The sequence below is a fragment of the Thermococcus marinus genome (assembly GCF_055389025.1).
The window spans coordinates 478,541-501,451 of the sequence record NZ_AP042417.1; the positions used below are offsets into that span (position 1 = coordinate 478,541).

Here is a 22,911-nt window from a genome sequence, read left to right on the forward strand (position 1 = left end):
GTCTCTTCGAGGGCCCCTCTGGTGATTGGGTTTCTCACGTTCTTTCTTTCAAACCCGTGCATGACAATCACCTTGTTCACCCCCATATTAACAGCACTCCAAGCACGAAGGCGGTGGTTATGAGCAGGTAGCTCACGTAATCAGTAAGCAGGCCGGTGTGGTCCGCTCTAAGGACGGTAAAGAACCTCTTGAGGGCGTATGTGAGGCCCCACATGACGTTCCTGCCTGTGAAGTGGCCCTCTAGGTGCTCAAAGCCCGGAATGACTTTGTCCGGGTCTTCACCGCTGATGAATATCTTGGTTCCGTCGCCTGTCTCTCTGGTGCCCATACCTGACTTCTTGGCCCACTCGTTCAGCAGCCACGCTAGGATTAGGCCGATAATAAAGATGAAGACGAAGTAAAGGGCGTCCCAGTAGCCGAACATTTCACGCACCCCCCAGCAGGCCCATCAGGGCGTTTATGTACTCCAACCTGAACTGCTCCAGCATCCTGGCCGCGGGTATCATTACCTTGTCGCTTATCTGCCACGGGAAGAGGCCCATGACGATTATTGCGAGCACGAGCAGGATCATTGGGAGCATCATTGAGGTCTCCGGGTCCTTGGCGTTCGCCACCCTCTCGCTTGGCCTGCCGAAGAACGTGTAGAGCACCCTGACGTAGGCGGCGGTACAGAAAGCCGTTCCTATTATGGCTATCGCGCCGAGAACCGGGTTGTATATGGCAGAGCTCTCGTAGATGAGCCACTTGCTGGCGAAGCCGTTCAGCGGCGGGAGGCCGACTATGGCAGCAGCTCCGATGAGGAAAGCGAACGTGGTCTTTGGCATGGTCTTCGCAAGTCCGCTGAGCTCGTTCAGGTTCCTAGTGCCTACCTCGTGGATTACAGCACCTGCGACAAGGAACAGGAGTGCCTTCATGAGGGCGTGGTTCACGGTGTGGTAGATTGCACCGGCAAGGGCGACTTCACCAGCATGGGTTCCGTAAGCCGCCAGGCCTATTCCAAGGCCGAGGAGGATGTAGCCTATCTGTCCCACTGATGAATAGGCGAGGAGCCTCTTCATGTCGGTCTGGATTACGGCCATCGCGTTGCCGATTATCAGCGTCAGGCAGGCGAAGATTATGATGAGCCAGCCTACCGCTGTCATGTTGATGTAGGGCTGGAGATAGGACTTGAGGACGACTACGTGGCCCATTGGGGTGTAGATGCTGAAGAGTATCCTCGCGAGCGCGTAGATTCCACCGACCTTGATGACCAGGCCCGAAAGCATTGCCGAGATGCTGCTGGGGGCCGCTGGGTGTGCATCGGCAAGCCACATGTGGACGGGTGAAGCACCGCTCTTGAAGAGGAGTCCCGCTATGAAGAGGGCCAGTGCGACCTTTGCCGTAACGGTCGGGTTTTCCAGGATTTTGAGGGCTATGTATCCCATCGTGAGGGTTCCGTACTGGCCGTAAAGGAGCGCTATGCCGAGAAGGATAAAGGAGCCCGCTATTGAGCCGACGAACATATACTTGATTCCCGCTTCGATACCTTCCCAGGTGTCGTTCCTGAAGGCGACGAGGGCGTAGCTGGCTATGCTCATGATTTCGAGGAAGACGTAGAAGTTGAACAGGTCGCCGGTTATGGCTATGCCCAGCATTCCGAGCTCGAGGACGAGTATAAGGGTGTAGTACTTATCGAGCCCGGTGTCGTGCTTCATGTAGCCGATGGAGTAGAGGATCGCCATCAGCGAGACGAAGGCCACGGTCAGCGCCATTATTGCACCGAGGAGGTCAACCTCCCAGACTATCCTGATGGGGAAGTCAACCCCCTGGCCGAACGGGGTCTTTGCGCCGAGGGTGTAGACTATGATTTCCTTGGTGTCCCAGACGTGGTAGAACACTGCGGAGGCTACAACCAGCGTAAGGGCGCTTATGAGCACTGCCCATGCCTCTCTCGCCTTCTTCCCTGCGAGGCTCACTATCGGCATTGAGAACGCTCCGAAGAGCGGGATGATTATGAGGTAAGGAAGTATCGCTTCCCCGTTCATCCCCTCAACCTCCTGAGGGCTCTCACGTTAAGGGTTCCGTAGTGGCGGTAGGCGTTTATCGTGAGGGCCATCGCGAGGGCAAGGACACAGACGCCGATGACTATGCTTGTGAGCACGAGGGCCTGCGGGAGCGGGCCGACCATGGCGCTCTTGAGCGTCTCGTAGCCAGTGTAAATTGGCGCTGTTGGGACTTCGTTCAGCTCCATGCGGTATCCAAGGCTCACAAGGAGCAGGTGGATGCCGGAGTCTATGATGTCGAGGGCAAGAACCAGCTTGATGAGGTTCCTCTTGTAGAGGAAGGCGTATATTCCGAGGGCTATGAGCAGGAAGGCCGTTATGAACTGAAACTGGATCATGACTTCCACCTCCTGTACATGGCTATGGCAACTAGAGCGCTCACGAGACCCGTGAAGACCTTAAGGCCAACGGCGAGGTTCATTATGGGTAGAAATCCAGCTGAGAGAAGCGTCCCGGGCTTTCCGTTGAGTATAGGCCCGTTGTGCCATAGTGTGTTGTAGAAGAACGCCGTGCCTATGCCAAGCATCGCCGCGCCGAGGAAGACTAGACCGCCGAGTCCCTCAAGCGCTGAATAGAGGTGCTTGTTGTAGTGCTTCCTCATCTCGCTGAGGCCGAATGCGACGAGGAAGAGCACTCCGGCCCCCGCTATGGTGGCTCCTCCCTGGAATCCACCGCCGGGGGTGAGGTGACCGTGGGAGACCACGTAGGCGCCGAATATTCCGATGAGCGGGATTATGGCCCTCGCCGAGGTTTTAACGATAAGCCCCATATCGCCACCGCACTTCGGCCTCATTGCTCGTCCCCCCTCCAGGGCCTCGCAAGGGCCACCGCACCGGCAATGGCCGTGAACAGGACGGTGGCCTCTCCGAGGGTATCGTAGCCACGGTAGTCGAAGACTATGTCGGTAACGATGTTGGTACCTCCGACTTCATCCACACCGTGTTCGATGTAGTAGTCGTCGGTGTAGCGGAGGTTCTTCCAGTCCTCGCTGCCGAGGCCGAACTTGAGGCCGTAATCGGGGTTGGCTATGTAAAGGAGCGCCCCAAGGACGAACAGCAACGAGAGGAAAGCGATTGTTCTCTTCATGGTCCCTCACGCTCCCATCTCTCAGTCTTAGCAATTCCATACACGACTATGGCAGTAACAACGCCCGCACCAACCGCCGCCTCTGCTATCGCAACGTCCGGCGCGTGGAGCATGTAGAACTCCAGGCTGAGGAGGAGGCTCATGGCTGTGGAAGACAGAGCTGCCGCGAGCAGGTCTCTAAACCTAACCGTGAGGTAAGCGGTGATTAGGACTCCTATGAGGACGATTGCCTGAATTATCATGTCAAGGGTCAGGGCGTTCATTCCTTTCCACCCCCGAGCTTCTCCTCGTAGGCGTCAACGACAGCCTTGGCGGGCTTATAACCGCTCAGGTGGGCGGCCTTTGCTATGGCGTGCGCTCCGACCGGGTTCGTGAGGAGGAGCGCTATCAAAGCTACGAAGCTGTGAAGGGTCATCTGGAGGTACTTCGCGTCGCCGGTGACGTGGAGCTGGTAGAGGGCGTGGGCCGCAACCGCGAAGACGGCGAATATCGTTCCGAAGGTCGTGCACTTGGTTGCTCCATGAAGCCTCGTGTAAACGTCCGGGAAGCGGTGGAGGGCTATGCTCCCGAGGAGGTTGAAGGTGATGTTTACCGCGAGGAAGGCGTAAATCAGGTAGTTAACCCAGCTCATTTCAATCCCCCCTGGAGGTACCTCGCGATTATGAGCGTCCCGATGTAGCTGAGGAGCGCATAAACTATTGCAATGTCGATGTAAATCGTCCTGTCGTATGCGGCTCCCAGGAGAACCATTCCCGCGACGACGAGAGTGTTGAGGGTGTCAACTCCGACGACCCTGTCCGGAACACTGGGACCGAGGAGAACCCTGAGTATAGCTAAGAACGCTGCAAACGAGATTATCAGTGCCGAGTAGAAGAACACGGGCTCAATCATTTTCCCAACCTCCTGGCCCACTTCTCAAAGGGTCCCGCGACGGGTTCCGAGCTCTCGGGCCTCTCCATTCCCTCCGGTATGTCAATCCAGTGGACGTATAGGGCCTTTTCCTTGGGACAGGCATCTATGGTTAGCGTTCCGGGCGTGAGAGTTATCGAGTTGCCGAGTATCGTGTACTGGGCGTCCTCTTCGAGGTCAACGGGAACCCTGACGATTCCGGGCCTTATCTTCCCCGTTATGACGAGCCACGCAACGTGGAAGTTTGCCTTGACCATTCCCCAGAACAGGACCGGGATGTAGGCTATCCACTCGAGCCATCTGATCGGGTTGAGGAAGCGGGTTGATTTTTCTCCGATGATGTCTTTGGTTGTGTATCCTATTATCCCTGCGAATATCAGGCCCGCTATGAGTTCCTGCGTGCTCCAGAGAAGTCCTTTGCTCCCGGCCGTTAAGATGAGCCAGAGTATATAGGCAAAGACGAACGCGGCTATGAAGGGCAAGCTATCACCTCCACATTAACGCTTTTGTTTACCCTCAATGTAGACTTCTCTTTTTTCGCTTAAAACAGTTTTCTAAAGCTCTGTGTTGGCAAAAAAAGGTAGGAAACTGCTCGTTGTAAACCAAAAGTTAAAGAAGTGCTTGAGTCCAGGTTCAGTTTTTGGGTGCTCCACTGTCTTCTGCGATGGTCTCACGTAGAAGAGATATGAGAAAATAGGAGTCAGAACAGATGTGCCATGTTTCTCTGAGCCCTGGCGACCTTCTCCCTTGCCCTCTTTAGAACGTCTCCAAGGACGTAAGAACCGTCGCGAAGTTCTATGTATCCCTCCTTTTCTGCCCTCCTGACGAGCTCCTCTCCGCGGGCATTCCTCGTTATCAGAACAGTCCAGCCCGGCTCGCTTTCGACGAACCCAGCCGAGATGTCGCTCCACAGCCCCGTGTAATCGGTGCACACCAGACAGCCAGTCTGGAGGTAGGAGTATGCTTCCTTGAGCGGTATCGCGAGAACCCCCGTTTCCCTGTGGATTTCGAGGGATTCTCTTGAGAGCCTTATGTCCTCTATCTCCTCAGCTCTAACCCCGTACTTGACGCGCAGGTAGTTCAGGAAGGCTTCGAATGCAAACGTGCCCATGCAGAACAGGCTGATTATGTACTTAATCCTGTTGCCGAAGTCCGTCTCGAGTATCGGGAAGTCCCTCATCTGTCCGAAGAACTGCGCCTGGCAGGGGAGGCAGACTACCGCGACTTCTTTGAGGTCCTCCTCTTCAATCTTAGCCTTTATCCTTGCCGCAAATGGGACAATGCTCCAGCTGTTTCCTGCTGCATCGAGCAGTTCGTCCTTGTTGCGGGCGACAATAGCCCTGCCCTCGAACCCCTTCACCCTCTTTGAAGTCACAACTCCATCAACGAGCTCCTTGTCGAGGGCGTAGCAGAGGAGCGCCGTTACCGCTCCACCGCTCGCGACCTTCCTCTTGAGTATTTCCTCGTCCTTCGCCCGGGCGAGGTAAACCCCATAAAACTGCCCGAGAAGGCTTTCACTAACGGGCATCATGTTTTTTCACCCCCGAGGCACATTAACTGGGACGCACGCGGACAGCGGATGTAACAGGTTCCACAACGGATACACCTCTCCTGGATTAAGGTCGGTCTTTTGTCCACAAGCTTTATCGCGCCGGTTGGACACGAAAGCTCGCAGGCGCCACAGCCTATGCAGAGGCCCGTCAGGACTATGTCGTCGATGAGGTCAAACCCGCTCAGCTTCTTCAGGCCGGCGGTTACCTTGAACAGCTTGAGCCTAGCTTCGTTCCCCGCCATGAAGAACTTGAAGAACGACTGGAGCATCTGCGGTGTTGGGGGACAGCCTGGGATGGAGTAGTCAACTGTTATTACGCTGTTTATCGGCTGGAAGTTCCTGTGGTCGGGCCTCGGCTCCTGGCCTCCGCGGCAGAAGCGCAATATTCCGCCGAGTGCCGCGCACGAGCCGAAGGCGACAACGACCCTGGCCTTCTCCCTTATTTCCTTCAGCTCCTCGAGAACCCTCGGCTCGTTCATGCAGGCCCCACCGGTTATCAAAGCTACGTCGTACTCATCGTACTTGCATGGACCGTCGCGGAGGTAGGATATGTCGAGCTCTACCTCGTTCATCAGCTTTGGATACGCCCTGATTATGCTGACGTTGCACCCCTCACACCCGCCGAAGTCCACGTGAAGAACTTTGAGCTTCTCCATACTCATCACCTCATCCTCACGACGTGGGTTGTGCAGGGTATGCACGGGTCGTAGAGCCTCATAACTGCCTCAGCGGCTTTAACGCTCAGACCCTTCGCCATCTCCTCCATAACGGGGATGTTGAACATCGTCGGGACGACTATCCTTGACTTCAGAACCCTTCCCTCCTCCCCGAGCTCGACGTAGTGGATGAGCGTCCCTCTTGGAGCTTCGTAAACTCCAACGCCCTTCCCCGGCCTGAACGTTATGTCACCAGCCCTGAAGGGCTCCTCCATTCTTATCTCGTCAAGGATTTCGCCGAGCCTCTGGATGGCCAGTCTCGTGTCCTCGATTCTCGCGAGGTGCAGGCCGTAGAGGGACTCGTCCTTGAACTCACGGTAGGTGACCATCCTCGCCCTCGGCCCCGTCTCAACTTTCTCGCCGTCGTAGAATGAAACGAGCGTCGTTGATTCCTTTGCTGCTTCCTCCTTCCGCAACTCATAGTACGGAACACTTGAGACCTTTTCCCACTCGATGTTGTACCTGTCCCCGTAGAAAAAGCCGCTTGTAAGGTACTTGAACGGCCTTTTGGCCTCTCTGAGCTCCTCTGCAATTTCCGTCTGAATGTCCTCGTCAACCAAAAGTTCTTCGATTCTCTCCCAGCTTGTCACGAGGTCGTTGAACCTTGCCTTCAGGTTGTTGAAAACGCTCCACTTCGGAACTGAGAGCATGCCGCCTATCGTCAGGTTCGGTGGGTGTGTCGCAGCGCCACCGAGCTTTAGCAGGTAGTCGCTAATCTTCGCGTGGAAGTCCATGAGTTTGAAGAGCACTTCGTTCCTCTTCTCTTCCTTAATCAAGTCGCCCGCGACCATCAGGAAGAGCAGTGCATGGCTCTGGGCCCTGTTTATCAGGCCGAGGGCTTCCCGCATGAGCCTTCCATTCCTCGGGGGAGTAACGCCTATGGCGTGCTCTATGGCCTCACTAGCCGCTATGCCGTGGGAGGCGTGGCAGAGGCCGCATATCCTCATGACCGCTTCGACTGCGAAGAGGGGGTTCTTTCCGATCACCATCTTCTCGAAGCCCCTCACAGGGGCAGTCGCTATGAAGAGGGCGTCCTGAACGATTCCGTCTTCCTCGTACAGGATGAGCTTGGCCTCACCTGCAATCCTGCACACCTTGTCGAGGGTTACTTCGCCCAAAGCGCTCACCTCCTCTTCTCACTCCGTTTTTGAATTCGAAACGCACGATAAAAGCGTTTTTTGAACTAAAGGTTTAGAACGGGATATGATATTGCAGAAGTTCGGGCTTTGCACGAAGAAAAAAGAATAAGGGGTATCACCTGCGGTATCATCTGTTCAGTGGGTACAGTGAGTCCCTGTATATGGCCGCGATTCTCTCTTTGGTGGCCTCAATGGGGGCGAGCGAAAGAAGCAGGTCTAGGCTTGGCGTCGTCATAGCCAGCTCGGTGAGCTTGTCAACGTCCTCCTCGCTGAATCCAACGTCGGTGAGCTTCTCGGTTATACCGATGTTGAAGAGCCACTCCTCAACCTTCTTCGCCACGAGTTCGGCTTCCCCTGGAACCCCCTTGGCTTCTGGGACGAGAGGCCTGTAAACCTCGGCGAGTATCCTGGCGGTGGCGGGATAGATGTGCTTGATAACCGCTGGCAGAAGCATGGCGAGACCGAGTCCGTGTGGAAGCTCCGGCTTTACTGCGCTGAGCGGGTGCTCGAGGGCGTGAGTCAGGTGGAGCAGGCCGTTGTCGAAGCTTATCCCCGCAATTGCGGAGGCGTAGAGCAGGTAGTACCTGGCCTGCAGGTTGTCCGGGTGGTTCAGAGCTTCAGGCAGGTAGTCGAATATCAGCCTTGCCGTTTCCTGGGCAAGGAGTATCGAGTACGGGCTGGCGACCTTGGTGGTGGCTGCCTCAGTAATGTGGTTGAGAGCATCAATGGTTACGTAGCGCGTCTGGTCGGCTGGGAGCTTGGTCATGAGGGCAGGGTCATCAATCGAGTAGAGCGGGTAGATACAGTCGTAGGCTATGGCCGGTTTGTACTCCTTCTCTGGAATCGAAGCCACTGCGAACCTGTCAACCTCGGTTCCGGTTCCGTGGGTTGTGTTTATCGCTATGATGGGCTTCGCTTTCATCGGGGTAAACTTAAGTTCGTAAAGGTCCCTGGCGGTCTTGTTGGTGTACTCAAGCAGAATTGCAACGCCCTTGGCGGTGTCAATCGGACTTCCACCACCGATGCCAATGACGGCCTGTGCCCCGAATTCCCTACCGAGCTGGGCGGCTTCGTCGACCATGTCAACGGTTGGGTTCGGGCCGACCTTGTCGTAGTGAACGTACTCAATGCCGTATTCCTCAAGGGCCGGCTTCACAACGTCCCAGGCGCCACACTTCTTGTACGAGCTTCTTCCGGTAACGAGAATGACCTTGGTTATGCCGCGGTTTTCCTTAAGGTTCTTGGCTATGTCGTAGAACCTGTTGATGGCCCCCACGCCGAAGTATGTCAGGGCCCTGCAACGGAGTTCAAACACCTGGTTTACGGGGATCTGGGACTCCCACAACATTGTACATTCCTCCAAATGTGTTCATTCATAGATACTTTGGGCAGGATAAAAGCCTTTTTACAACCAGAAATGTACAACCAACAGTTTCTAACAATACGTTCTGTAAAGTTCTGATTATTTTAACCAATAAGGTAAACAAAAGCATAAAAATATTACGGAATTTACTAAACACGAATTTGTTTTCTTTTTTTTATTAATTAAAGCAGATTTATTTAACTAATTTCAGAGTGCCTTGAAAGCATACGTCAAAGCCGCTGAAATTTAAAAAGGGAGCAGTGTGAAAGGTCTAAATCGTTCTTATTTTTGTCAAATCCTTTTTCTGTACACTTGACTTTCCATTATTGAGGTTAAAAGGCGTTTTTTGAACCGCTTTTACTGAACCAGGGGTTTTCAACGAAGCGTTTGAGTTTGTTCTCGGTCCTTGCTTTGCATGTGGAGAACTTACGGTCTGATGTTCATTATGAATCCGTGAAATACCTGTTGGCCAGAATGATGCCGGCTCTCAATGCAAACCTTTATATACCCTCCAGCTAACTCCCCAATGGGACTCTTCTCGGAGTCTTTCGAGAAGGTTCCGAAAATGGAAAGGTTGTGTTGTGTATGTACGGAGATAGATTTGGTGGATATGGAAGGGACTACGGGAGCGAAGCCCCGGTTAAGGTTGGAGAGCGCTACACTGTCAAGATCGAGAGCCTTGGAAAGGGCGGCGATGGAATCGCCAAGATTCAGGGCTTCGTTATATTCGTCCCGAACACCCAGGTCGGGGACGAAGTTGAGATTGTGATTAACTCCGTCAAGAGGAAGTTCGCTTTCGCCTCGGTCATCGAGTGATGGCTTTTTCCTCTTCTACTTCTTATCTTATAGTGAAGCTTATGACACGTCTTTGCTGATGCAATTTCCCACTTCTGAACCGCACCCTTTTTAAACACCTCGGCCCAGCCTGGCCCGATGGTCAGGGTTCACGTCGAGAGCTACGGGTGCACGAGGAACAAGGCAGACGGCGAGATAATGGAAGCGCTCCTCCTCAGTGCGGGCTACGAGCTAGCCGAGACTCCTGAGAGTGCGGACTACGTCGTTGTGAACACCTGCGCCGTGAAAGACCCGACAGAGGTCAAGATGGCGAGGCGCATAAGGGAGCTCCTCGACTCTGGAAAGAAGGTCATAGTCACCGGCTGTCTCGTCCACGTCAATCCGGACGTCATAGACCCTCGCGTTTCCGGAATCCTCGGGGTCAAGAGCATAGACAGGATAGCTGAAGCCGTTGAAACCGCGGAGCATGGCGGAAAGCTCGTGAGCGTCGAGGGCTGGCGCGAGAGAAATCCCGACAAGCTTGAGCTCCCGCGCCTCTGGAAGTCCGGCGTGGCCTTCGTTGTGCCGATAAGTGAGGGCTGTCTCAACGCCTGCACCTACTGTGCGACACGCTTCGCCAGGGGAGTCCTCAAGAGCTACAAACCCGAGCTAGTCGTCAAGTGGGTAAAGGAAGCTCTGGCGAGAGGTTATAAGGAGATACAGCTTTCCAGCGAGGACACCGGCTGTTATGGCTTTGACATTGGAACTAATTTGGCAAAGCTCCTCGATGAGATAACGGCCATTGAAGGTGACTTCCGCGTCAGGGTCGGCATGATGAATCCCAACCATGTCCTCGAGTTCCTCGACGAGCTCATTGAGGCTTATCAGGACGAAAAGGTCTACAAGTTCCTCCATCTTCCAGTCCAGAGCGGGGACAACGAAGTTTTGAGGAAGATGGGCAGGACCTACACGGTGGAGGAGTTCGAGGAGATAGTCAGCGAGTTCAGGAAGAAAGTTCCCGGGCTGAACCTCAACACTGACATAATCGTCGGATTCCCCGGGGAGACAGACGAGGCCTTCCAGAACACGGTCGAGCTCATCAAGCGCGTGAGGCCCGACAAGGTAAACGTCTCCCGCTATTCTGCAAGGCCCGGCACGATAGCGGCGAGGTGGAAGCAGATACCGGGCTGGAAGGCCAAGGAGCGCTCAAGGCTCCTCCACAGGCTCCGCCTCCAGATAGCCCACGAGATAAACGAGGCCTACATCGGAAAGACCGTCGAAGTCCTCGTCCACGGGCCGGGCGAAAAGGGCGGAGTCGAGGGCAGGACGTTCAACTACAAGGAGGTAATACTCGACTCAGGAGAGGCTGGTGAGCTCGTGAAGGCGAAGGTCACCCGCGCCACCGCGACATACCTGCTTGGCGCTCTTGAATAAGTTTTCTTTTGCCTTTTGTTAATAAAGAAGAACAGGGAATGGCTCGGAGAATGAGAAGAATCACCACTCGTCTTCTGGGATGGCCTCCTTCTTGGCGGGGATGAGGCAGAGGAACTCCAGGGTGTCGCTCAGGGCCTTGTAGCCGTGGGGCTCGTTGGGCGGGACGTAGAGGAAGTTGCCCTCCTTAACGTGGTACTCCTCCTTCCCGTTGGTTATTATGCCCTCTCCCTTAACGATAAAGATTTCATGCTCCCAGTCGTGCTGGTGTATCGGGATTTCGGCGCCCTCCTTGAGGACGAAGTAGCGCATCGCGAAGTTCTTGGCGCCGAGCTTCGGAGAAACGAGCCACCTTATCGTTACGCCCTCAAAACCGGTGTCCTTCTCGGGGACGTCCTGGTAGTGGCCTACGAACATGGTATCACCGCTTAGTTCTTGGGGAGCGTCCTATTTAAACCTTCACGCTTTTAAGGTTCGCCGGCGCGTTTTTAATGGTGGTTGTATGAAGCGGTTGCTTGGGCTTGTGTTAATCCTTGTTGTCTTATCGGCCGGGTGCCTTGGTTCTGGCTCTGACGAGGGCTCAACGACTTCAACCTCAACGGTAGCTGGAATCGATTTCTCCCAGCATCCCACTGGAAAGGTTGTTGGAGCCTGGTGGAAATTCTTCAACGAGACCTTCTACGTCAGCGACGGCTACGCCGACCTCGTGAAGCACTACTTCCCGGACGCAAAGGTCGAGCCGTTCTCTGCCTTTGAGGGGAGCGGAATAGCCGTTCTCTCCCCCGGAGACGCGATTAAGTCGAGGCTCCTCTTCGGGAAATCACTCCAGGTTCAGGAGCTTGAGCCCTTTGGCTACATCGCCTACAAGCAGGGGACCCACCTACCAGGCCCCTGGCTCGGTGTGGTGGCTGTCATGAACTCCGAAAATGGCTCAATGATGGTCATCACGGGAACGAGCAGGGCCGGGGTAGGCGCGTCGCTCTACTTCCTGAAGGGCCTCAAAGACGGAACGCTTTCCGTTGACCGCAACGCAGTGGTGCGCTCGAAGTCCTTTGAGGGAGTCCTCCTCAAGGAGCTCGGCGACGTGAACTTTAACGGGTTCCCGGACGATGACGAGTACTACGAACTCCACCAGCTCCTCTTCGACGAGCCCTTCAACTACTACTGGCGCGTCGTTAAGGGTGAGAACGTCACCGTCAGCGGTGGTTTCATAAGGCTCGTAAACGGCACGACGATTTACTTAAGGGCCCTCGGCTTCAACGTCACCGTTAAGATTGAGAACCCGAAGGGGGTTCCGCTCACCTACGTCCTCGAAAACGTCAACCCCAAGCTCATGGTTCTTCCGGAGGGAACGAAGGTCGTTGACAACACTACCATAAAGTTCACCACTGACGAGCCGGGCTTCTCCATAGTTGCAAAGGACGTCTCTGGCTACAAAGTCCTCGCATTCGGAGACCACAGGCCGGGAAGCGGGGAAAAGCCCCCTGAAGTCTTCCTCAAGATTATGGAAGAGATTAACAAAGAGGACGGGGCCTTTGTCATAGACGGCGGAGACCTCGTTTACTCCGGAACAATCTACCAGTGGGCCGAGCTCATGAAGGTCTGGCGCTGGAACAAGCCGGTCTTTATAGCGGTTGGAAACCACGAGTATCAGGGAGAAGGCGTCAGCATCTTCCACTACTACTTCGGCCCGACCGACTACGCCTTCAGCTTCGGGGGCTACCGCTACATCTTTGCCAACAACGTAGACAACGGCTACCGCCTCACCGAGGAGCAGCTTGCCTGGCTCAAAGAACAGCTTGAAATAGCTAAGGAGCGTGGTGAGAGGCCTGTAATAGTTATGCATGCCCCGCCCTACGACCCGAGGCATAGCCACGACCACGCGATGGACGAGGAAAGCGCCAAGGAACTGCTTGCACTGATGGGGGAGTACAACGCGTTCGGAATCTTCAGCCACATCCACATCTTCTGGAACGGAACCTATGACGGCGTCCACTTCGTCATAACCGGTGGAGGAGGGGCTCCCCTCTACGCTAAGCATGATGAGGGAGGCTTCTACCACTACGTCAGGTTGGGAATGGGGGCCGATGGGAACATTACCGTTGAGCCCGTTGAGGTCTCCGAGTGACTTCTCTCTTTTCTATTTGCATCTATATAGAGACCTTTAGCTGGCTATATTCTACTGCGGCAAGATATTTATTGTAGGGTGCTCAGCCCAGTCCGGTGGTGATTGATGGACCCTTGGTTGCTGATAACGATTGCCCTTGGATTCGCGATGGCCTGGGCGATAGGTGCGAACGACGCCGCTAACTCGATGAGCACGGCCGTGGGTGCAAAGGCTATAACCCCGAAGCAGGCTGTTGTGATAGCCGGCGTCCTTGAGTTCGCTGGCGCCTATTTCTTTGGAAAGAGCGTTACCGAGACGGTTAGGAAGGGCATCCTCGACCCGTCTATGATAACTGACCCGAACGTCCTCATATATGGCTCCGTGGCAGCGCTCCTGGCCGCGACCATCTGGCTCATCATAGCCACCAAGTTTGGCCTGCCCGTCTCGACAACACACTCCATCATAGGCGGAATAGCAGGCTATGGAATAGTTTACGCCGGTACTGAGATAGTCAACTGGGGCAAAATGGGCCAGGTCGTCCTCAGCTGGATTCTCTCGCCCATAGTCGGTGCCGTAATGGCATATTTAATATTCAAGATGTTCACGAAGAGCATCTTCGAGACGAGAGACCCCGTTAGGAGTGCTCGGATATGGTCGCCTTTCTGGATTGGTATGGCGTTTGTCGTGATCGGAACTATGTTCTATCTTAAGGTTCTCCATGGAAACGACCTCAAGACCGGAGTTCTGCTGTATGGCATTCCTCTGGGAGTAGTCGTGTTTGCAATGACCTACCTTCTGATAAGGCTCCGCTTCCCGAGCAGTGACCCGTTCATTGGCGTCGAGGCAATATTCAGGAAAGCACAGGTGATTACCTCCGCCTACGTTGCCCTCGCGCACGGTGCCAACGACGTCGCAAACGCCATCGGCCCTGTTGCGGCCGTTTACGCCGTTGCCACGATGGGGCTGGCCGGAATGAAGGTGCCCGTGCCGAGGTGGATTTTGGCCCTCGGTGGTCTCGGCATAGCGGTCGGCGTCGCCACATACGGCTACCGTGTCATGGAGACCGTTGGCAAGAAGATAACAGAACTGACGAACACCCGCGGGTTCACTATAGATTTTTCAGCGGCAACCGTCGTCCTCATCGCGAGCTGGCTCGGAATGCCGATTTCGACGACGCACACCGTCGTTGGAGCTGTCATAGGAATAGGCCTTGCGAGGGGAGTAAAGGCAATAAATAAAGACATCGTTAGGGACATAATAATTTCCTGGTTCGTTACCGTCCCGGTCGCTGGGCTGATAAGCGCGGCCATTTTCAAACTCCTGATGATCGTGGGGTGATACCATGCAGGTGTGGACTAAGCTCTTCGCAAAGAGCCCGTTCAAGCCCCTGATAAAGCACGCGGAAGTGGTCATTCAGACGGTTGAAACTCTTGAGAAGGCCCTCCAGGCCTGGCACGACGGGAAAACGGAGGAGATGGAGAGGCTTGCCGTCGAGGTGGACAGGCTTGAGGACGTCGCCGACAGGATAAAGGAGGAAATCCGCGACACCTTGAGCTCAAAGCTCATGATGGCCGTCGCTAGGGAGGACGTCCTCATATACCTCCACATGCAGGACAAGGTCGCCGATTCTGCCGAGGACACGGCCAAGTGGCTCCTCGTCAAGAGCCCCTGCGGTATTCCCGAAGAAATAAAAGATGTAGTCCTCCAGATGGGTACTGAGAGCATCAAGGCGGCGAAGCTCGTTTACGAGGCCATAGTGCAGATGGACAGGGTGATAGAGAGCGGTTTTGCAGAACAGGAAATAGCGAGGGAATATGAACTGATTCGCGCCATTGAGGAGGTTGAGAGCAAAATCGACGGCCTCGACACGAAGCTGATGAGGCTCGTCTTCGAGAACTCGGACAGGCTTGACTGGGGAACCGGTCTGTGTATCCTCAACATCGCGAGGACCCTCAGCAACATCTCGGACAAGGCCAAGGACGCCGCCGAGAGGATAAGGCTGATGATGAACAAGTGAGCCTATACCTCCGATATTCTTTTAAGTTCTTTCTGCTGACTTCTTCTGGTGGGAATGAGGGACGGTGTTGGAATAGTCCGCGAGTTCTTCAACATTCAGAGGGAGGTCTTTTTCAGTTACCGCTGGGACGTGGTCAGCTACCTGATAGGCCTTCTAATCCAGGTTGCGGTGATGGGGGGCACTCTCAGTCACGTCTAAGGTGATAAAAATGATTGAGGCTCATAATATCGAAAAGGTTTACGAATTCGGAAAAGTTAGGGCACTCCGGGGCATAAACCTGACCTTTGAGGACGGGAAGTTCTACATTATAGCGGGGGCTTCTGGGAGCGGGAAAACGACTTTGCTCAACATCCTGACGGGCATTGACAAGCCCACCAAAGGCAGGGTTCTCATTGATGGAAGGGACATCACGGAAATGAAGGAAAAGGAGCTTAGGCGCTATCGCCTGGAGAACTTCGGGATAATCTTTCAGTTCTTCTACCTGGTGCCGTACCTGACGGGACTGGAGAACGTTTTGCTTCCGATGAAATACTCCAAGAAGATTAAAAATCCTGAAGAGAGAGCTAGGGAGCTGTTGAAGCTGGTCAACGCGGAGCACTTAGCGGACAAACTGCCCGAACACATGAGCGGTGGAGAAATGCAGAGGATTGCAATCGCGAGGGCTTTAGCTAATAAGCCGAGATACCTCTTCGCGGATGAGCCGACTGCCAATTTAGACTGGGAGAACAAGATGAGAATCTGGCGTCTGCTGAGGGAAATAAACGAGGAAGAGGGCGTTACTGTTATAGCTTCAACTCACGAGAGGGAGTTTTTCGAGTTCGCCGACGTTTTAATAATCCTCAGGGACGGTGAGGTTCATGAAGTTAAAAGTAACCCTTAGAAAGCTCAGGCACGAAAAGAAAAGGGTTGCTATTGTATTCCTGGCGTTTCTCTTTGTAAGCCTCGGTTTCAACTTTACACTCTCGGCGGTTGGCAGTATAAGCAAGGCCGTTGAGGATTTTGCCAAGCGGGGGAACGTGGAGCTTGCCGTCGAGGGGGTCACGGTCGAGGAGCTGGGCAGGTTTGGGGAAGTCGTGAACTACGTCTACTTTAACGACACGGAGGTGGAGCTCAACGGGAAAGAATACCGGGCATCGGTTGGCTACGGTGAGTTCAAGTCCCTCCACGTGAAAACACCTGAAGATGGTGCCGTTGTTTTGGCATTCCTAAGGATAAAGAAGGGCGATAGAATTAAGATTGGGGACAGGGAGTATGAAGTCAGGGCTTCGTACTACTATCTCTCAGGCGTTCCATTTGTGCTGGTAAATAAAAAGGGTCAACATCTTTACGCCCTTATGCGTTGCAACAACACGGAAGCCCTGGCCATGTTCTTAATGGAGAACGCGAAGGTTGATTATTTCCAGGTCTATGAAGACAGTGAAATTCCATACATGGACAGCTTGAAGAACATCAAAAACTTCGCAATGAGCTTTTTCTACCTGCTCCTCGGTGCCTCGCTGGTCGTCATCGTCCTCCTCACGGTGACGCACGTCAAGGGAAATGTAAGAGAGGTCGGGATTTTAAAAGCGCTGGGCCTTTCAGATTCCTTCACGTTTTCCCTCTTTGCTGGAGACTATCTTCTCATCGCTTTAACTGCATATTTGGTCGGCATTCCGCTTGGAATAAAACTCGGCCATTCCTACGTATCTTCAAGATTCCCGCTCTCAACGAGTCCGGATTGTCTCTACCCGCTGAAGTTCGATGTCATAATTCTGCTCGGCACAGCCTTAATCCTCTCGCTCCCCTACCTCTACGTTTCGAGGATTCGGACGATCGAGGCCCTGCGCTTCACCCCCAGAAAGAGCTCCCGGCTCAGGTTCTTCGCCGCCTTTTTCGTCGTTTTCTTAGCCTCCTCCTCGGCATACTTTGGCGTCAAGGGGATTGAAAACACACTAACCCTTGAACTTCCCTATAATCTTGAGGTGTGGGGTGATCCTTCGAAAATAGCACAGATTCCCGGGGAGAAGGCCGGCTATCTGAGCGGGCAAAAGGTTAACGGAATGACCACGGAGATATACTTCTTTGACTATGAAAGCATCTTTGAGAAAGCCCTCATCGCCGGCCGGTGGTTCGGGAAGGAAGACGAGGCAGTCATTGAGAAGGGCCTCGCGAGGAAGCTCGGCCTGAAGGTGGGCGATACGATTAAAGTCCAGCTTCTCGGGGAGGAGAGGGAATACCGCGTTGTTGGGATAAGCGACATGTACTTCTACGACTTCAAAGCAGTGTTTCTTCCGAAGATTAACGCTGTCCCAGATAGAGTCGCCTTTCTGAACGCGGAAAACCCGGAGGAGCTAAAGGAGGAATATGAGAGGCTTGGGTTGAAGGTGCATACCATAGATGATTTAAAGAGGCAGACGGAGAACAACTTAATGCTCTTTAAGGCCGCGGCTTACGGGGTGATGGGCATAATCTTCCTCATAAGCCTCTTCGCGCTCTTCGCCTTAATTTACCTCGAAATCGAGAGCAACGAGAAGGTCTACGCAACGCTCAAAGCTGTCGGAATCCCGAACTCCCACGTCTGGAAAGAGTCCCTGAGAAAGGCTCTGCCCTCGCTGATTGCAGGCTCGCTCCTGGCCCTGCCGGTAAGCCTTAAGGTCGGGGAGTACATCGGGAATATCGTTCTGCCAGCGGAGCTTGGTGTGGGCGATTTGACTAAAATATTCCCTCTACTGCTGGTGCTTTACCCCTTCTATGGGGTCTTCATAGTCCTGTTGACGGAGAGGGTGCTTAACAGGCTTGACGTCGTTAAAGCGCTGAGGAGCTAACGGAGCTTCGGGCGGCTTTTCATTTATTTTTTGGTTTTGGGTGGTTGGAAAAATTTTAACACCCGGATAACTCTTCAGAGATAGAAAAATCTTATAAAAGTCTTTGTAGCTTCTGTCTGGAGGGATGTGGTTTAATGTCGGGGGTTGTCTGGCGCGGGGCATATCCGGTGTTTAAGGTCGAACTGCTGAAGCTCAAGTGGAACGTGTTCCTGCTCTACGCGGTGGGATTAGCCCTTTATCCCCTCCTCGATGATGCACGCCTCGTGTTACCCTACTTTGTTGCGGGTTTTCTCTTCGTGGCGTTCTCCGGTGATTTCTGGGAGACAGCCCAGGTTTTTCTCTCCAAGCCTTACCGGCGACTGCACCTCTTTTTTGAGCTCTTTCTCTCCCACCTGCTGATGGTTTTCCTTATGATTGCCCCATTTGCTCTCTTTGACGTCCGCTCTGTGGTCTTTGCCCTGTTTGCCATCCCCTTCCTCCCCCTGGGTTATTTGACTTCCCTTGCAATTAAGAGCCCCAAAAAGGCCATGACCGCGGGCATTGTAATTTTTCTCCTGCTCACCTTCGTTCCACCGGGAATCGTCCAGCTTAAGGCCCAGGAAAAGGCCCAGAGTGCCCTTGAGATAAAGAGCCTGGAAGACTACAAGGCTAATAAAGAAGAATATGGCAGGCTCGTTACTGAGCTTGAGAGACGCTACTCAAACTACGCCTTCCTTTCTCCCGGTGCACAGCTTGAGCTCTTCGCGAAGGACGTCGAAACAGGCGACAGCGATGCTTTCCTCAGGCTCTCCATAACGCTGGCCACCTTCTTGGCCCTCACCGTGCTCACCTTCCTCCTCTTCCTGCGCTTTGAGCCAGGAACCGTTATCAAACCCTCTCTCCCTGCACTGTATATCCCCTCCCTTCCCTGGTGGATTGGAAAAGAACTCGCTGGCCTGTGGGCCTCAAGAACTTTTCAGGCCCTTCTCGTTCTCCTGATTCTTCCCGTTGACGGGACACTGAAGTCCTTCGCACTGCTATTCCTCCTGCCCCTCGCCTCCCTTGAAGTTCTCTCGGAGAACCCCGTTTTAATACTCAGCAAACCAGTTGGTAGGAGCTACCTCCTGAGGCGCTTTCTCATTACTTCCCTGCTCTTTGGAATCTCAATCCCCGTGTGCAGGTTTTCCTTTGGAGTGGCCTTCTTTTTAGCGTCCCTGACTTTCTTCATAGGACTGTTCACGAGGAAAGGTGCTCTAATCCTTATTCCGGTGCTCGCGCTCCTTTTCGCTCCGGCGATTAGCTCAGCGGAGGCGTCTCTGGTTCTTATGGTGCTCTCTGCTATCCCGCTCATCCTTTCAGCGTTCAGGCTTTCGAGGATGGACTTCAGCGCTTGGGGTGGTGTCAGGTGAGAACCAAACTCCTGCTCTTCCTCCTTTCCCTCTTCCCGGCCGTAGCGGTAGAGGTAGACGTTAACAGGTTTACCGCTCACTACCCCAACGTGTCTCCCGAAAAACTCGGCTACCTGATAACGGCCGATTTGCTCTCTAAGTGGTTTCCAAACTTCATCAAGTTCCTTTTGATTCCACTCGTCTTAGTCCTTCTCCTCTCGCGCTTTGGGTCGGAATTCGAGCGGGGCAATGTCCGTTTACTCCTCTCAAAGCCCCTCACGAGGAGGCGCTACTTCCTCGGCTGGGCTCTTGAGGGGCTGAAGCTCGCACTAATTTCCGCTCTTGGGATTTCACTCTCGGGAGCGCTCGCGATGCTCGCCCACGGTCTCGAGGTTAGGGACTACATCATCGGCTCCCTCGCCCTTTCGCTCTCGCTGGTTGGTGTAGTCGGAATCGCCCTGCTCCTCCTCCCTTTAGCGACCTCCCGCGATTCGGGGGTCTTCCTCGGGCTGGGAGCGTTTGTAGTTCTCCTTCTCCTTGGAAAGTTCGATTATTCCTTCATCCCGACCGCTTATCTTGATGGGGCAATCTCCATCGGGGGGAGCGTTTCCGTCTCCCATAAGGCCGTTGGAGGACTTTTGGCCCTTTCCGTTGGCCTGTCGCTCGCGGGAATGGAGGCCTTCCGGAGGAGGGAGCTGAGGGCTTCTGAATCGTTCTCGGCCCCCCGTTTTTCCTTCTCTCCACGCGGGCTCTACGGCGTTTTCCTCGGGCTGAGCCTCCAGAGCAAGCGCTTCATGGCTTTCATAGCTCTGGCAACCCTAACGGCCTTCTTTAACTTGGACATGCTTGGGGATTATTACGCCAGCTGGGGAGTCCCCGGCATTTTGAACGCCCTAATTTCGGCTTTGGCCGGTGTATTCCTCCCCTTTGTTGTCCTCCCCCTCGGGGCGGTCTCGATAGGCTCGGCCATCGAGAACGGCACTGTTAGAGTTCTGCTGAGCAAGCCGTTGAGGAGGAGGGACTTTTTCCTCGGGACGCTCCTGAGCGATATCTCTGCCGTCTTCATCGGGGCTACCCTCTATCTGGCCACCCTCGTTGCCTACGCCCTCCACCTGGGTGCCCCCCTGAGTAAAACCCTTGAGCTCGGCCTTGCCTTTGGCTCCCTCCTTTTCCTCTCGCTCGTCCAGTACCTGGCCCTCGGCTATTTGCTCTCGGTCTTCATGAGGGGCAGGAAGGCGCTTTTCTCCTCGCTGGTTCTGGCCTTCCTGCTGGGCTTCGCCGTTCCAATCTCCATCACCGCGGCCTCAACTTCGGTAGGGGATTCCTTCCACGATGCTCTGGCCAAAAACTCCCTCCCCGTGCCGAGTCCTAACCTGCACTACACCGTGCTTGCGATGGCCGTCTCTCCGAGTAGGGGCCTTCCGCCCAAATCGGTATCGGAGGTTCTAAGCTATCCTGGCAATCTGGCTATGCTGGTCGTCCCGACGCTTGTCTACTTAACCATCTCGTGGCTCGCATTCAGAAAAGCCGACCTGAGGTGATAGAATGTGGGGGTTCGAGCTTGAGCTGAAGAAAAGTCTAAGGACGAAGAAGTTCTGGCTGATACTGGTTTTGATTCTGCTAATCTACGCCATGGCCTTCAGGGAAGTGCGGGACAACCTTGAAGGTGCCACGAACCCGCAGGAAGTGCTCGTCACGAGCGTCGTGGGTTACATAGCGGTCAGTGCGTTCCTCTTCATCGGCCTCTACGCCCTCATGGCGGGGGCAACTGCCGTGAACTCGGACCTTGAGGACGGAACGGTGAGGGTGTCACTCAGCAAGCCACTGGGGAGGGTTTCATACCTGCTCGGCAAGTTCCTCGGCCAGACGGTCAGCATAGTCGTGGCGATGGTCTTTGCTACTCTGCTCTCCTTCGCGATAACGAAGTACTACGGCCTCTCCCTCACGGCTTCCCTCGTGGGGGATTTAATCCTCTCGAACCTGCTAATCCTCCTTGCCATGCTCCAGCTGTTGGCTCTCGGCCTGCTGATTTCTACCCTTATCCGCTCCTCCAACACCGCCTTGGGGCTGGCCCTTGTTATGTTCTTCGTTACAGGGCTCGTCATGCCCCAGGTGGTGGACGGCTTCGCGGAGGATAAGGCGAAGGAGGAGTTCGGAATTGAGGACTGGAAGGACTTCGACAAGCTTTCGCAGGGGGAGAAAATGGCCTACCGCGAGCGCCTGGACGAGCTTTATCGGGAGTACCACCTGCGGTACCTCTTCTACGCCCCCCAGGTTCTCATGCTCGACGTGTTCACGGACATAGACAGGACCACCTTCAACGACGACGGCACGTATACGGTTGAGTATATCGGGGTCAAGAGAGCCATAGCTGACAATCCCGCTCAAACGGCCTTGATGGCTGGCCTTGTCCCGGTTTACCTGGGACTTACCCTCTTCAGGTTCAGAAGAATGGACTTGAGGTGAGGGCGATGTTGAGGGTTGAGAACCTTGTCAAGGTCTATAAGGACGTTAGGGCTTTGGACGGTCTTAACCTTGAGGTTAAGCCAGGTCAAGTTTACGGCTTCCTTGGACCCAACGGTGCCGGGAAGAGCACGACGATTCTCAGCACCCTCGGCCTCATCTTCCCTCAGGAGGGGAGGATTGAATTGTTTGGCGAGGAAGTCTTCAGGGACGGCAGGTTTGATGAGGGCAGGCTCGTCAAGGCTAAAGCGAGGGTCGGTTACATGCCGGAGCACGCCACGCTCTGGGATTTTCTAACTCCCGAGCAGACTCTTGACGTTATTGCCGACGCCTTCGGGATTCCCAGGGCCGAGAAGGAGAAGCGCATAGGTGAACTCCTCGACCTGGTTGGTTTGAAGGAGGTCAGGAACAGGAAGGTCGGTAAGTTCTCCAAGGGAATGCGTCAGAGGCTTCTCCTTGCCCAGGCGCTCATCAACGACCCGGAGCTTCTCATTCTTGACGAGCCGATGACCGGGCTGGATCCGAAAGGAATAGCCGAGTTCAAGGAGATTATCAGGGAGCAGAGGAAGGCTGGGAAGACGGTGTTCTTCTCCAGCCACATTCTCGCGCACGTGGAGGAGGTTTGCGACACGGTTGGGGTGATTGTCAAGGGTAAACTCCGCTTGGAGGATAGTATCGAGAACATCAAGCGCGAGTTCCTGAGGAAGGCAGGTTACACCATCATCATTGAGACGAACAAACCGGTGGACTGGGGTTCCGTGGAGTGGAGCGTTGCCCCGCTTGGGGAGAACAAGTACCGTGTCGTTGCGTCGAGGGACGTTAGGGAGGAGATTCACGACTTTGTTGCAGGTCAGGGGGCGAAGATACTCACCATGCAAGTCAAAGAACCAAGCTTAGAAGAAATCTTCCTAAAGATGGTTCAGTAGCTTTTTGTTTTCAAATTTTTTTATTGTGTGGTATATGGGGCCAGACAGTCAACCGCGCGCTCTTCAGCAACTGGTTTCCTTGATTGGATATAGCTTTTCTTTAATCCAGCATGTTCCAGTGGTTAGATTGCCGTCAATAATAAAGAAGAACTGAATCCAAAGCTTTTTTGAAGTACTTTTCAGTGAGATATGCTTTCCCCTAGGGGTTATTTTCC

The 22,911-nt window shown here is 54.2% G+C and carries 26 protein-coding genes; 12 read left to right on the forward strand and 14 right to left on the reverse strand.

Annotation, left to right across the window (positions count from 1 at the left end; translation table 11 throughout):
- Positions 1-76 precede the first annotated feature (76 nt).
- The 13 genes from ACZ5ER_RS02475 to ACZ5ER_RS02535 form a co-directional block, all read right to left on the reverse strand.
- A complete protein-coding gene (locus ACZ5ER_RS02475) occupies positions 77-424 on the reverse strand; it encodes a hypothetical protein (protein WP_050002188.1) in 348 nt (115 codons plus the stop codon).
- A gap of 1 nt (position 425) precedes the next feature.
- Positions 426-2,024 (reverse strand): proton-conducting transporter transmembrane domain-containing protein, encoded by a 1,599-nt coding sequence (locus tag ACZ5ER_RS02480; protein ID WP_050002187.1) that lies wholly within the window; start codon positions 2,022-2,024, stop codon positions 426-428.
- Positions 2,021-2,380, reverse strand: coding sequence for an NADH-quinone oxidoreductase subunit K (locus ACZ5ER_RS02485; protein WP_050002186.1), 360 nt, complete (start codon positions 2,378-2,380; stop codon positions 2,021-2,023). Before ACZ5ER_RS02485 ends, ACZ5ER_RS02480 begins: the two co-directional genes overlap by 4 nt.
- Positions 2,377-2,835, reverse strand: a complete 459-nt coding sequence (locus ACZ5ER_RS02490) for a Na(+)/H(+) antiporter subunit B (RefSeq protein WP_227738748.1) — start codon at positions 2,833-2,835, stop codon at positions 2,377-2,379. Before ACZ5ER_RS02490 ends, ACZ5ER_RS02485 begins: the two co-directional genes overlap by 4 nt.
- The gene (mbhE, locus tag ACZ5ER_RS02495) at positions 2,832-3,128 is read right to left on the reverse strand and encodes a hydrogen gas-evolving membrane-bound hydrogenase subunit E (RefSeq protein ID WP_050002185.1); all 297 of its coding nucleotides are present in this window, start codon (positions 3,126-3,128) and stop codon (positions 2,832-2,834) included. The genes ACZ5ER_RS02490 and mbhE overlap by 4 nt, the downstream gene beginning before the upstream one ends.
- A complete protein-coding gene (locus tag ACZ5ER_RS02500; protein ID WP_050002184.1) occupies positions 3,125-3,391 on the reverse strand; it encodes a DUF4040 domain-containing protein in 267 nt (88 codons plus the stop codon). The genes mbhE and ACZ5ER_RS02500 overlap by 4 nt, the downstream gene beginning before the upstream one ends.
- Positions 3,388-3,759: a monovalent cation/H(+) antiporter subunit G gene (gene mnhG, locus ACZ5ER_RS02505; RefSeq protein WP_050002183.1), complete on the reverse strand. Its 372-nt coding sequence runs from the start codon at positions 3,757-3,759 to the stop codon at positions 3,388-3,390. The genes ACZ5ER_RS02500 and mnhG overlap by 4 nt, the downstream gene beginning before the upstream one ends.
- Positions 3,756-4,019, reverse strand: a complete 264-nt coding sequence (locus ACZ5ER_RS02510) for a cation:proton antiporter (RefSeq protein WP_050002182.1) — start codon at positions 4,017-4,019, stop codon at positions 3,756-3,758. The genes mnhG and ACZ5ER_RS02510 overlap by 4 nt, the downstream gene beginning before the upstream one ends.
- Complete coding sequence (locus ACZ5ER_RS02515; RefSeq protein ID WP_050002181.1) at positions 4,016-4,519, reverse strand: monovalent cation/H+ antiporter subunit E; 504 nt, start codon at positions 4,517-4,519, stop codon at positions 4,016-4,018. The genes ACZ5ER_RS02510 and ACZ5ER_RS02515 overlap by 4 nt, the downstream gene beginning before the upstream one ends.
- 218 nt (positions 4,520-4,737) lie before the next feature.
- On the reverse strand, positions 4,738-5,568 hold the full coding sequence (locus ACZ5ER_RS02520; RefSeq protein WP_464934732.1) for a Coenzyme F420 hydrogenase/dehydrogenase, beta subunit C-terminal domain: 831 nt from the start codon (positions 5,566-5,568) through the stop codon (positions 4,738-4,740).
- Entirely contained in the window at positions 5,565-6,251 is a 687-nt protein-coding gene (locus tag ACZ5ER_RS02525) for an NADH-quinone oxidoreductase subunit B family protein (protein WP_227738747.1), read from the reverse strand. The genes ACZ5ER_RS02520 and ACZ5ER_RS02525 overlap by 4 nt, the downstream gene beginning before the upstream one ends.
- Positions 6,251-7,432: a nickel-dependent hydrogenase large subunit gene (locus ACZ5ER_RS02530; RefSeq protein WP_227738746.1), complete on the reverse strand. Its 1,182-nt coding sequence runs from the start codon at positions 7,430-7,432 to the stop codon at positions 6,251-6,253. The genes ACZ5ER_RS02525 and ACZ5ER_RS02530 overlap by 1 nt, the downstream gene beginning before the upstream one ends.
- Positions 7,433-7,571: 139 nt before the next feature.
- A complete protein-coding gene (locus ACZ5ER_RS02535) occupies positions 7,572-8,792 on the reverse strand; it encodes an iron-containing alcohol dehydrogenase (protein ID WP_227738745.1) in 1,221 nt (406 codons plus the stop codon).
- 600 nt (positions 8,793-9,392) lie between these two features.
- On the opposite strand from ACZ5ER_RS02535, the gene ACZ5ER_RS02540 reads away from it, so the two are divergent.
- Together ACZ5ER_RS02540 and ACZ5ER_RS02545 are read left to right on the forward strand one after the other, a co-directional pair.
- Complete coding sequence (locus tag ACZ5ER_RS02540; RefSeq protein ID WP_050002177.1) at positions 9,393-9,623, forward strand: TRAM domain-containing protein; 231 nt, start codon at positions 9,393-9,395, stop codon at positions 9,621-9,623.
- 117 nt (positions 9,624-9,740) lie between these two features.
- A complete protein-coding gene (locus tag ACZ5ER_RS02545) occupies positions 9,741-11,015 on the forward strand; it encodes a tRNA (N(6)-L-threonylcarbamoyladenosine(37)-C(2))-methylthiotransferase (RefSeq protein ID WP_050002176.1) in 1,275 nt (424 codons plus the stop codon).
- Positions 11,016-11,075: 60 nt separating this feature from the next.
- Here the strand turns inward: ACZ5ER_RS02545 and ACZ5ER_RS02550 are convergent, their stop codons facing one another.
- On the reverse strand, positions 11,076-11,429 hold the full coding sequence (locus ACZ5ER_RS02550) for a cupin domain-containing protein (RefSeq protein WP_050002175.1): 354 nt from the start codon (positions 11,427-11,429) through the stop codon (positions 11,076-11,078).
- Between the two features lie 85 nt (positions 11,430-11,514).
- Between ACZ5ER_RS02550 and ACZ5ER_RS02555 the strand changes: the two genes are divergently transcribed.
- The 10 genes from ACZ5ER_RS02555 (at position 11,515) to ACZ5ER_RS02600 (ending at position 22,696) form a co-directional block, all read left to right on the forward strand.
- Positions 11,515-13,140, forward strand: a complete 1,626-nt coding sequence (locus ACZ5ER_RS02555) for a metallophosphoesterase family protein (protein WP_050002174.1) — start codon at positions 11,515-11,517, stop codon at positions 13,138-13,140.
- 105 nt (positions 13,141-13,245) lie between these two features.
- Positions 13,246-14,457, forward strand: a complete 1,212-nt coding sequence (locus ACZ5ER_RS02560) for an inorganic phosphate transporter (protein ID WP_050002173.1) — start codon at positions 13,246-13,248, stop codon at positions 14,455-14,457.
- Positions 14,458-14,461: 4 nt separating this feature from the next.
- Positions 14,462-15,136: a TIGR00153 family protein gene (locus ACZ5ER_RS02565; protein WP_050002172.1), complete on the forward strand. Its 675-nt coding sequence runs from the start codon at positions 14,462-14,464 to the stop codon at positions 15,134-15,136.
- 48 nt (positions 15,137-15,184) lie between these two features.
- Positions 15,185-15,334, forward strand: a complete 150-nt coding sequence (locus tag ACZ5ER_RS02570; protein WP_174412690.1) for a hypothetical protein — start codon at positions 15,185-15,187, stop codon at positions 15,332-15,334.
- Between the two features lie 10 nt (positions 15,335-15,344).
- Complete coding sequence (locus ACZ5ER_RS02575) at positions 15,345-16,016, forward strand: ABC transporter ATP-binding protein (RefSeq protein ID WP_464934733.1); 672 nt, start codon at positions 15,345-15,347, stop codon at positions 16,014-16,016.
- Positions 15,994-17,940 (forward strand): ABC transporter permease, encoded by a 1,947-nt coding sequence (locus tag ACZ5ER_RS02580; protein ID WP_464934734.1) that lies wholly within the window; start codon positions 15,994-15,996, stop codon positions 17,938-17,940. The genes ACZ5ER_RS02575 and ACZ5ER_RS02580 overlap by 23 nt, the downstream gene beginning before the upstream one ends.
- A gap of 134 nt (positions 17,941-18,074) precedes the next feature.
- Positions 18,075-19,328, forward strand: a complete 1,254-nt coding sequence (locus ACZ5ER_RS02585; RefSeq protein WP_464934735.1) for an ABC transporter permease subunit — start codon at positions 18,075-18,077, stop codon at positions 19,326-19,328.
- Entirely contained in the window at positions 19,325-20,848 is a 1,524-nt protein-coding gene (locus ACZ5ER_RS02590) for an ABC transporter permease subunit (RefSeq protein ID WP_464934737.1), read from the forward strand. Before ACZ5ER_RS02585 ends, ACZ5ER_RS02590 begins: the two co-directional genes overlap by 4 nt.
- A 4-nt stretch (positions 20,849-20,852) precedes the next feature.
- The gene (locus tag ACZ5ER_RS02595; protein WP_050002170.1) at positions 20,853-21,773 is read left to right on the forward strand and encodes an ABC transporter permease subunit; all 921 of its coding nucleotides are present in this window, start codon (positions 20,853-20,855) and stop codon (positions 21,771-21,773) included.
- A 5-nt stretch (positions 21,774-21,778) separates the two neighbouring features.
- The gene (locus tag ACZ5ER_RS02600; RefSeq protein WP_464934739.1) at positions 21,779-22,696 is read left to right on the forward strand and encodes an ABC transporter ATP-binding protein; all 918 of its coding nucleotides are present in this window, start codon (positions 21,779-21,781) and stop codon (positions 22,694-22,696) included.
- The last annotated feature ends 215 nt before the right edge of the window (positions 22,697-22,911 follow it).

Coding starts and splice junctions, on each gene's coding strand:
- ACZ5ER_RS02475 (WP_050002188.1), bottom strand. CDS start 424: ATGTTCGGCTACTGGGACGCCCTTTACTTCGTCTTCATCTTTATTATC.
- ACZ5ER_RS02520 (WP_464934732.1), bottom strand. CDS start 5,568: ATGATGCCCGTTAGTGAAAGCCTTCTCGGGCAGTTTTATGGGGTTTAC.
- ACZ5ER_RS02535 (WP_227738745.1), bottom strand. CDS start 8,792: ATGTTGTGGGAGTCCCAGATCCCCGTAAACCAGGTGTTTGAACTCCGT.
- ACZ5ER_RS02485 (WP_050002186.1), bottom strand. CDS start 2,380: ATGATCCAGTTTCAGTTCATAACGGCCTTCCTGCTCATAGCCCTCGGA.
- ACZ5ER_RS02545 (WP_050002176.1), top strand. CDS start 9,741: ATGGTCAGGGTTCACGTCGAGAGCTACGGGTGCACGAGGAACAAGGCA.
- ACZ5ER_RS02565 (WP_050002172.1), top strand. CDS start 14,462: ATGCAGGTGTGGACTAAGCTCTTCGCAAAGAGCCCGTTCAAGCCCCTG.
- ACZ5ER_RS02595 (WP_050002170.1), top strand. CDS start 20,853: ATGTGGGGGTTCGAGCTTGAGCTGAAGAAAAGTCTAAGGACGAAGAAG.
- ACZ5ER_RS02490 (WP_227738748.1), bottom strand. CDS start 2,835: ATGAGGCCGAAGTGCGGTGGCGATATGGGGCTTATCGTTAAAACCTCG.
- ACZ5ER_RS02580 (WP_464934734.1), top strand. CDS start 15,994: ATGAAGTTAAAAGTAACCCTTAGAAAGCTCAGGCACGAAAAGAAAAGG.
- ACZ5ER_RS02540 (WP_050002177.1), top strand. CDS start 9,393: ATGTACGGAGATAGATTTGGTGGATATGGAAGGGACTACGGGAGCGAA.
- mbhE (WP_050002185.1), bottom strand. CDS start 3,128: ATGAAGAGAACAATCGCTTTCCTCTCGTTGCTGTTCGTCCTTGGGGCG.
- ACZ5ER_RS02510 (WP_050002182.1), bottom strand. CDS start 4,019: ATGATTGAGCCCGTGTTCTTCTACTCGGCACTGATAATCTCGTTTGCA.
- ACZ5ER_RS02550 (WP_050002175.1), bottom strand. CDS start 11,429: ATGTTCGTAGGCCACTACCAGGACGTCCCCGAGAAGGACACCGGTTTT.
- ACZ5ER_RS02600 (WP_464934739.1), top strand. CDS start 21,779: ATGTTGAGGGTTGAGAACCTTGTCAAGGTCTATAAGGACGTTAGGGCT.
- ACZ5ER_RS02525 (WP_227738747.1), bottom strand. CDS start 6,251: ATGAGTATGGAGAAGCTCAAAGTTCTTCACGTGGACTTCGGCGGGTGT.
- ACZ5ER_RS02575 (WP_464934733.1), top strand. CDS start 15,345: ATGATTGAGGCTCATAATATCGAAAAGGTTTACGAATTCGGAAAAGTT.
- mnhG (WP_050002183.1), bottom strand. CDS start 3,759: ATGAGCTGGGTTAACTACCTGATTTACGCCTTCCTCGCGGTAAACATC.
- ACZ5ER_RS02555 (WP_050002174.1), top strand. CDS start 11,515: ATGAAGCGGTTGCTTGGGCTTGTGTTAATCCTTGTTGTCTTATCGGCC.
- ACZ5ER_RS02560 (WP_050002173.1), top strand. CDS start 13,246: ATGGACCCTTGGTTGCTGATAACGATTGCCCTTGGATTCGCGATGGCC.
- ACZ5ER_RS02480 (WP_050002187.1), bottom strand. CDS start 2,024: ATGAACGGGGAAGCGATACTTCCTTACCTCATAATCATCCCGCTCTTC.
- ACZ5ER_RS02585 (WP_464934735.1), top strand. CDS start 18,075: ATGTCGGGGGTTGTCTGGCGCGGGGCATATCCGGTGTTTAAGGTCGAA.
- ACZ5ER_RS02500 (WP_050002184.1), bottom strand. CDS start 3,391: ATGAACGCCCTGACCCTTGACATGATAATTCAGGCAATCGTCCTCATA.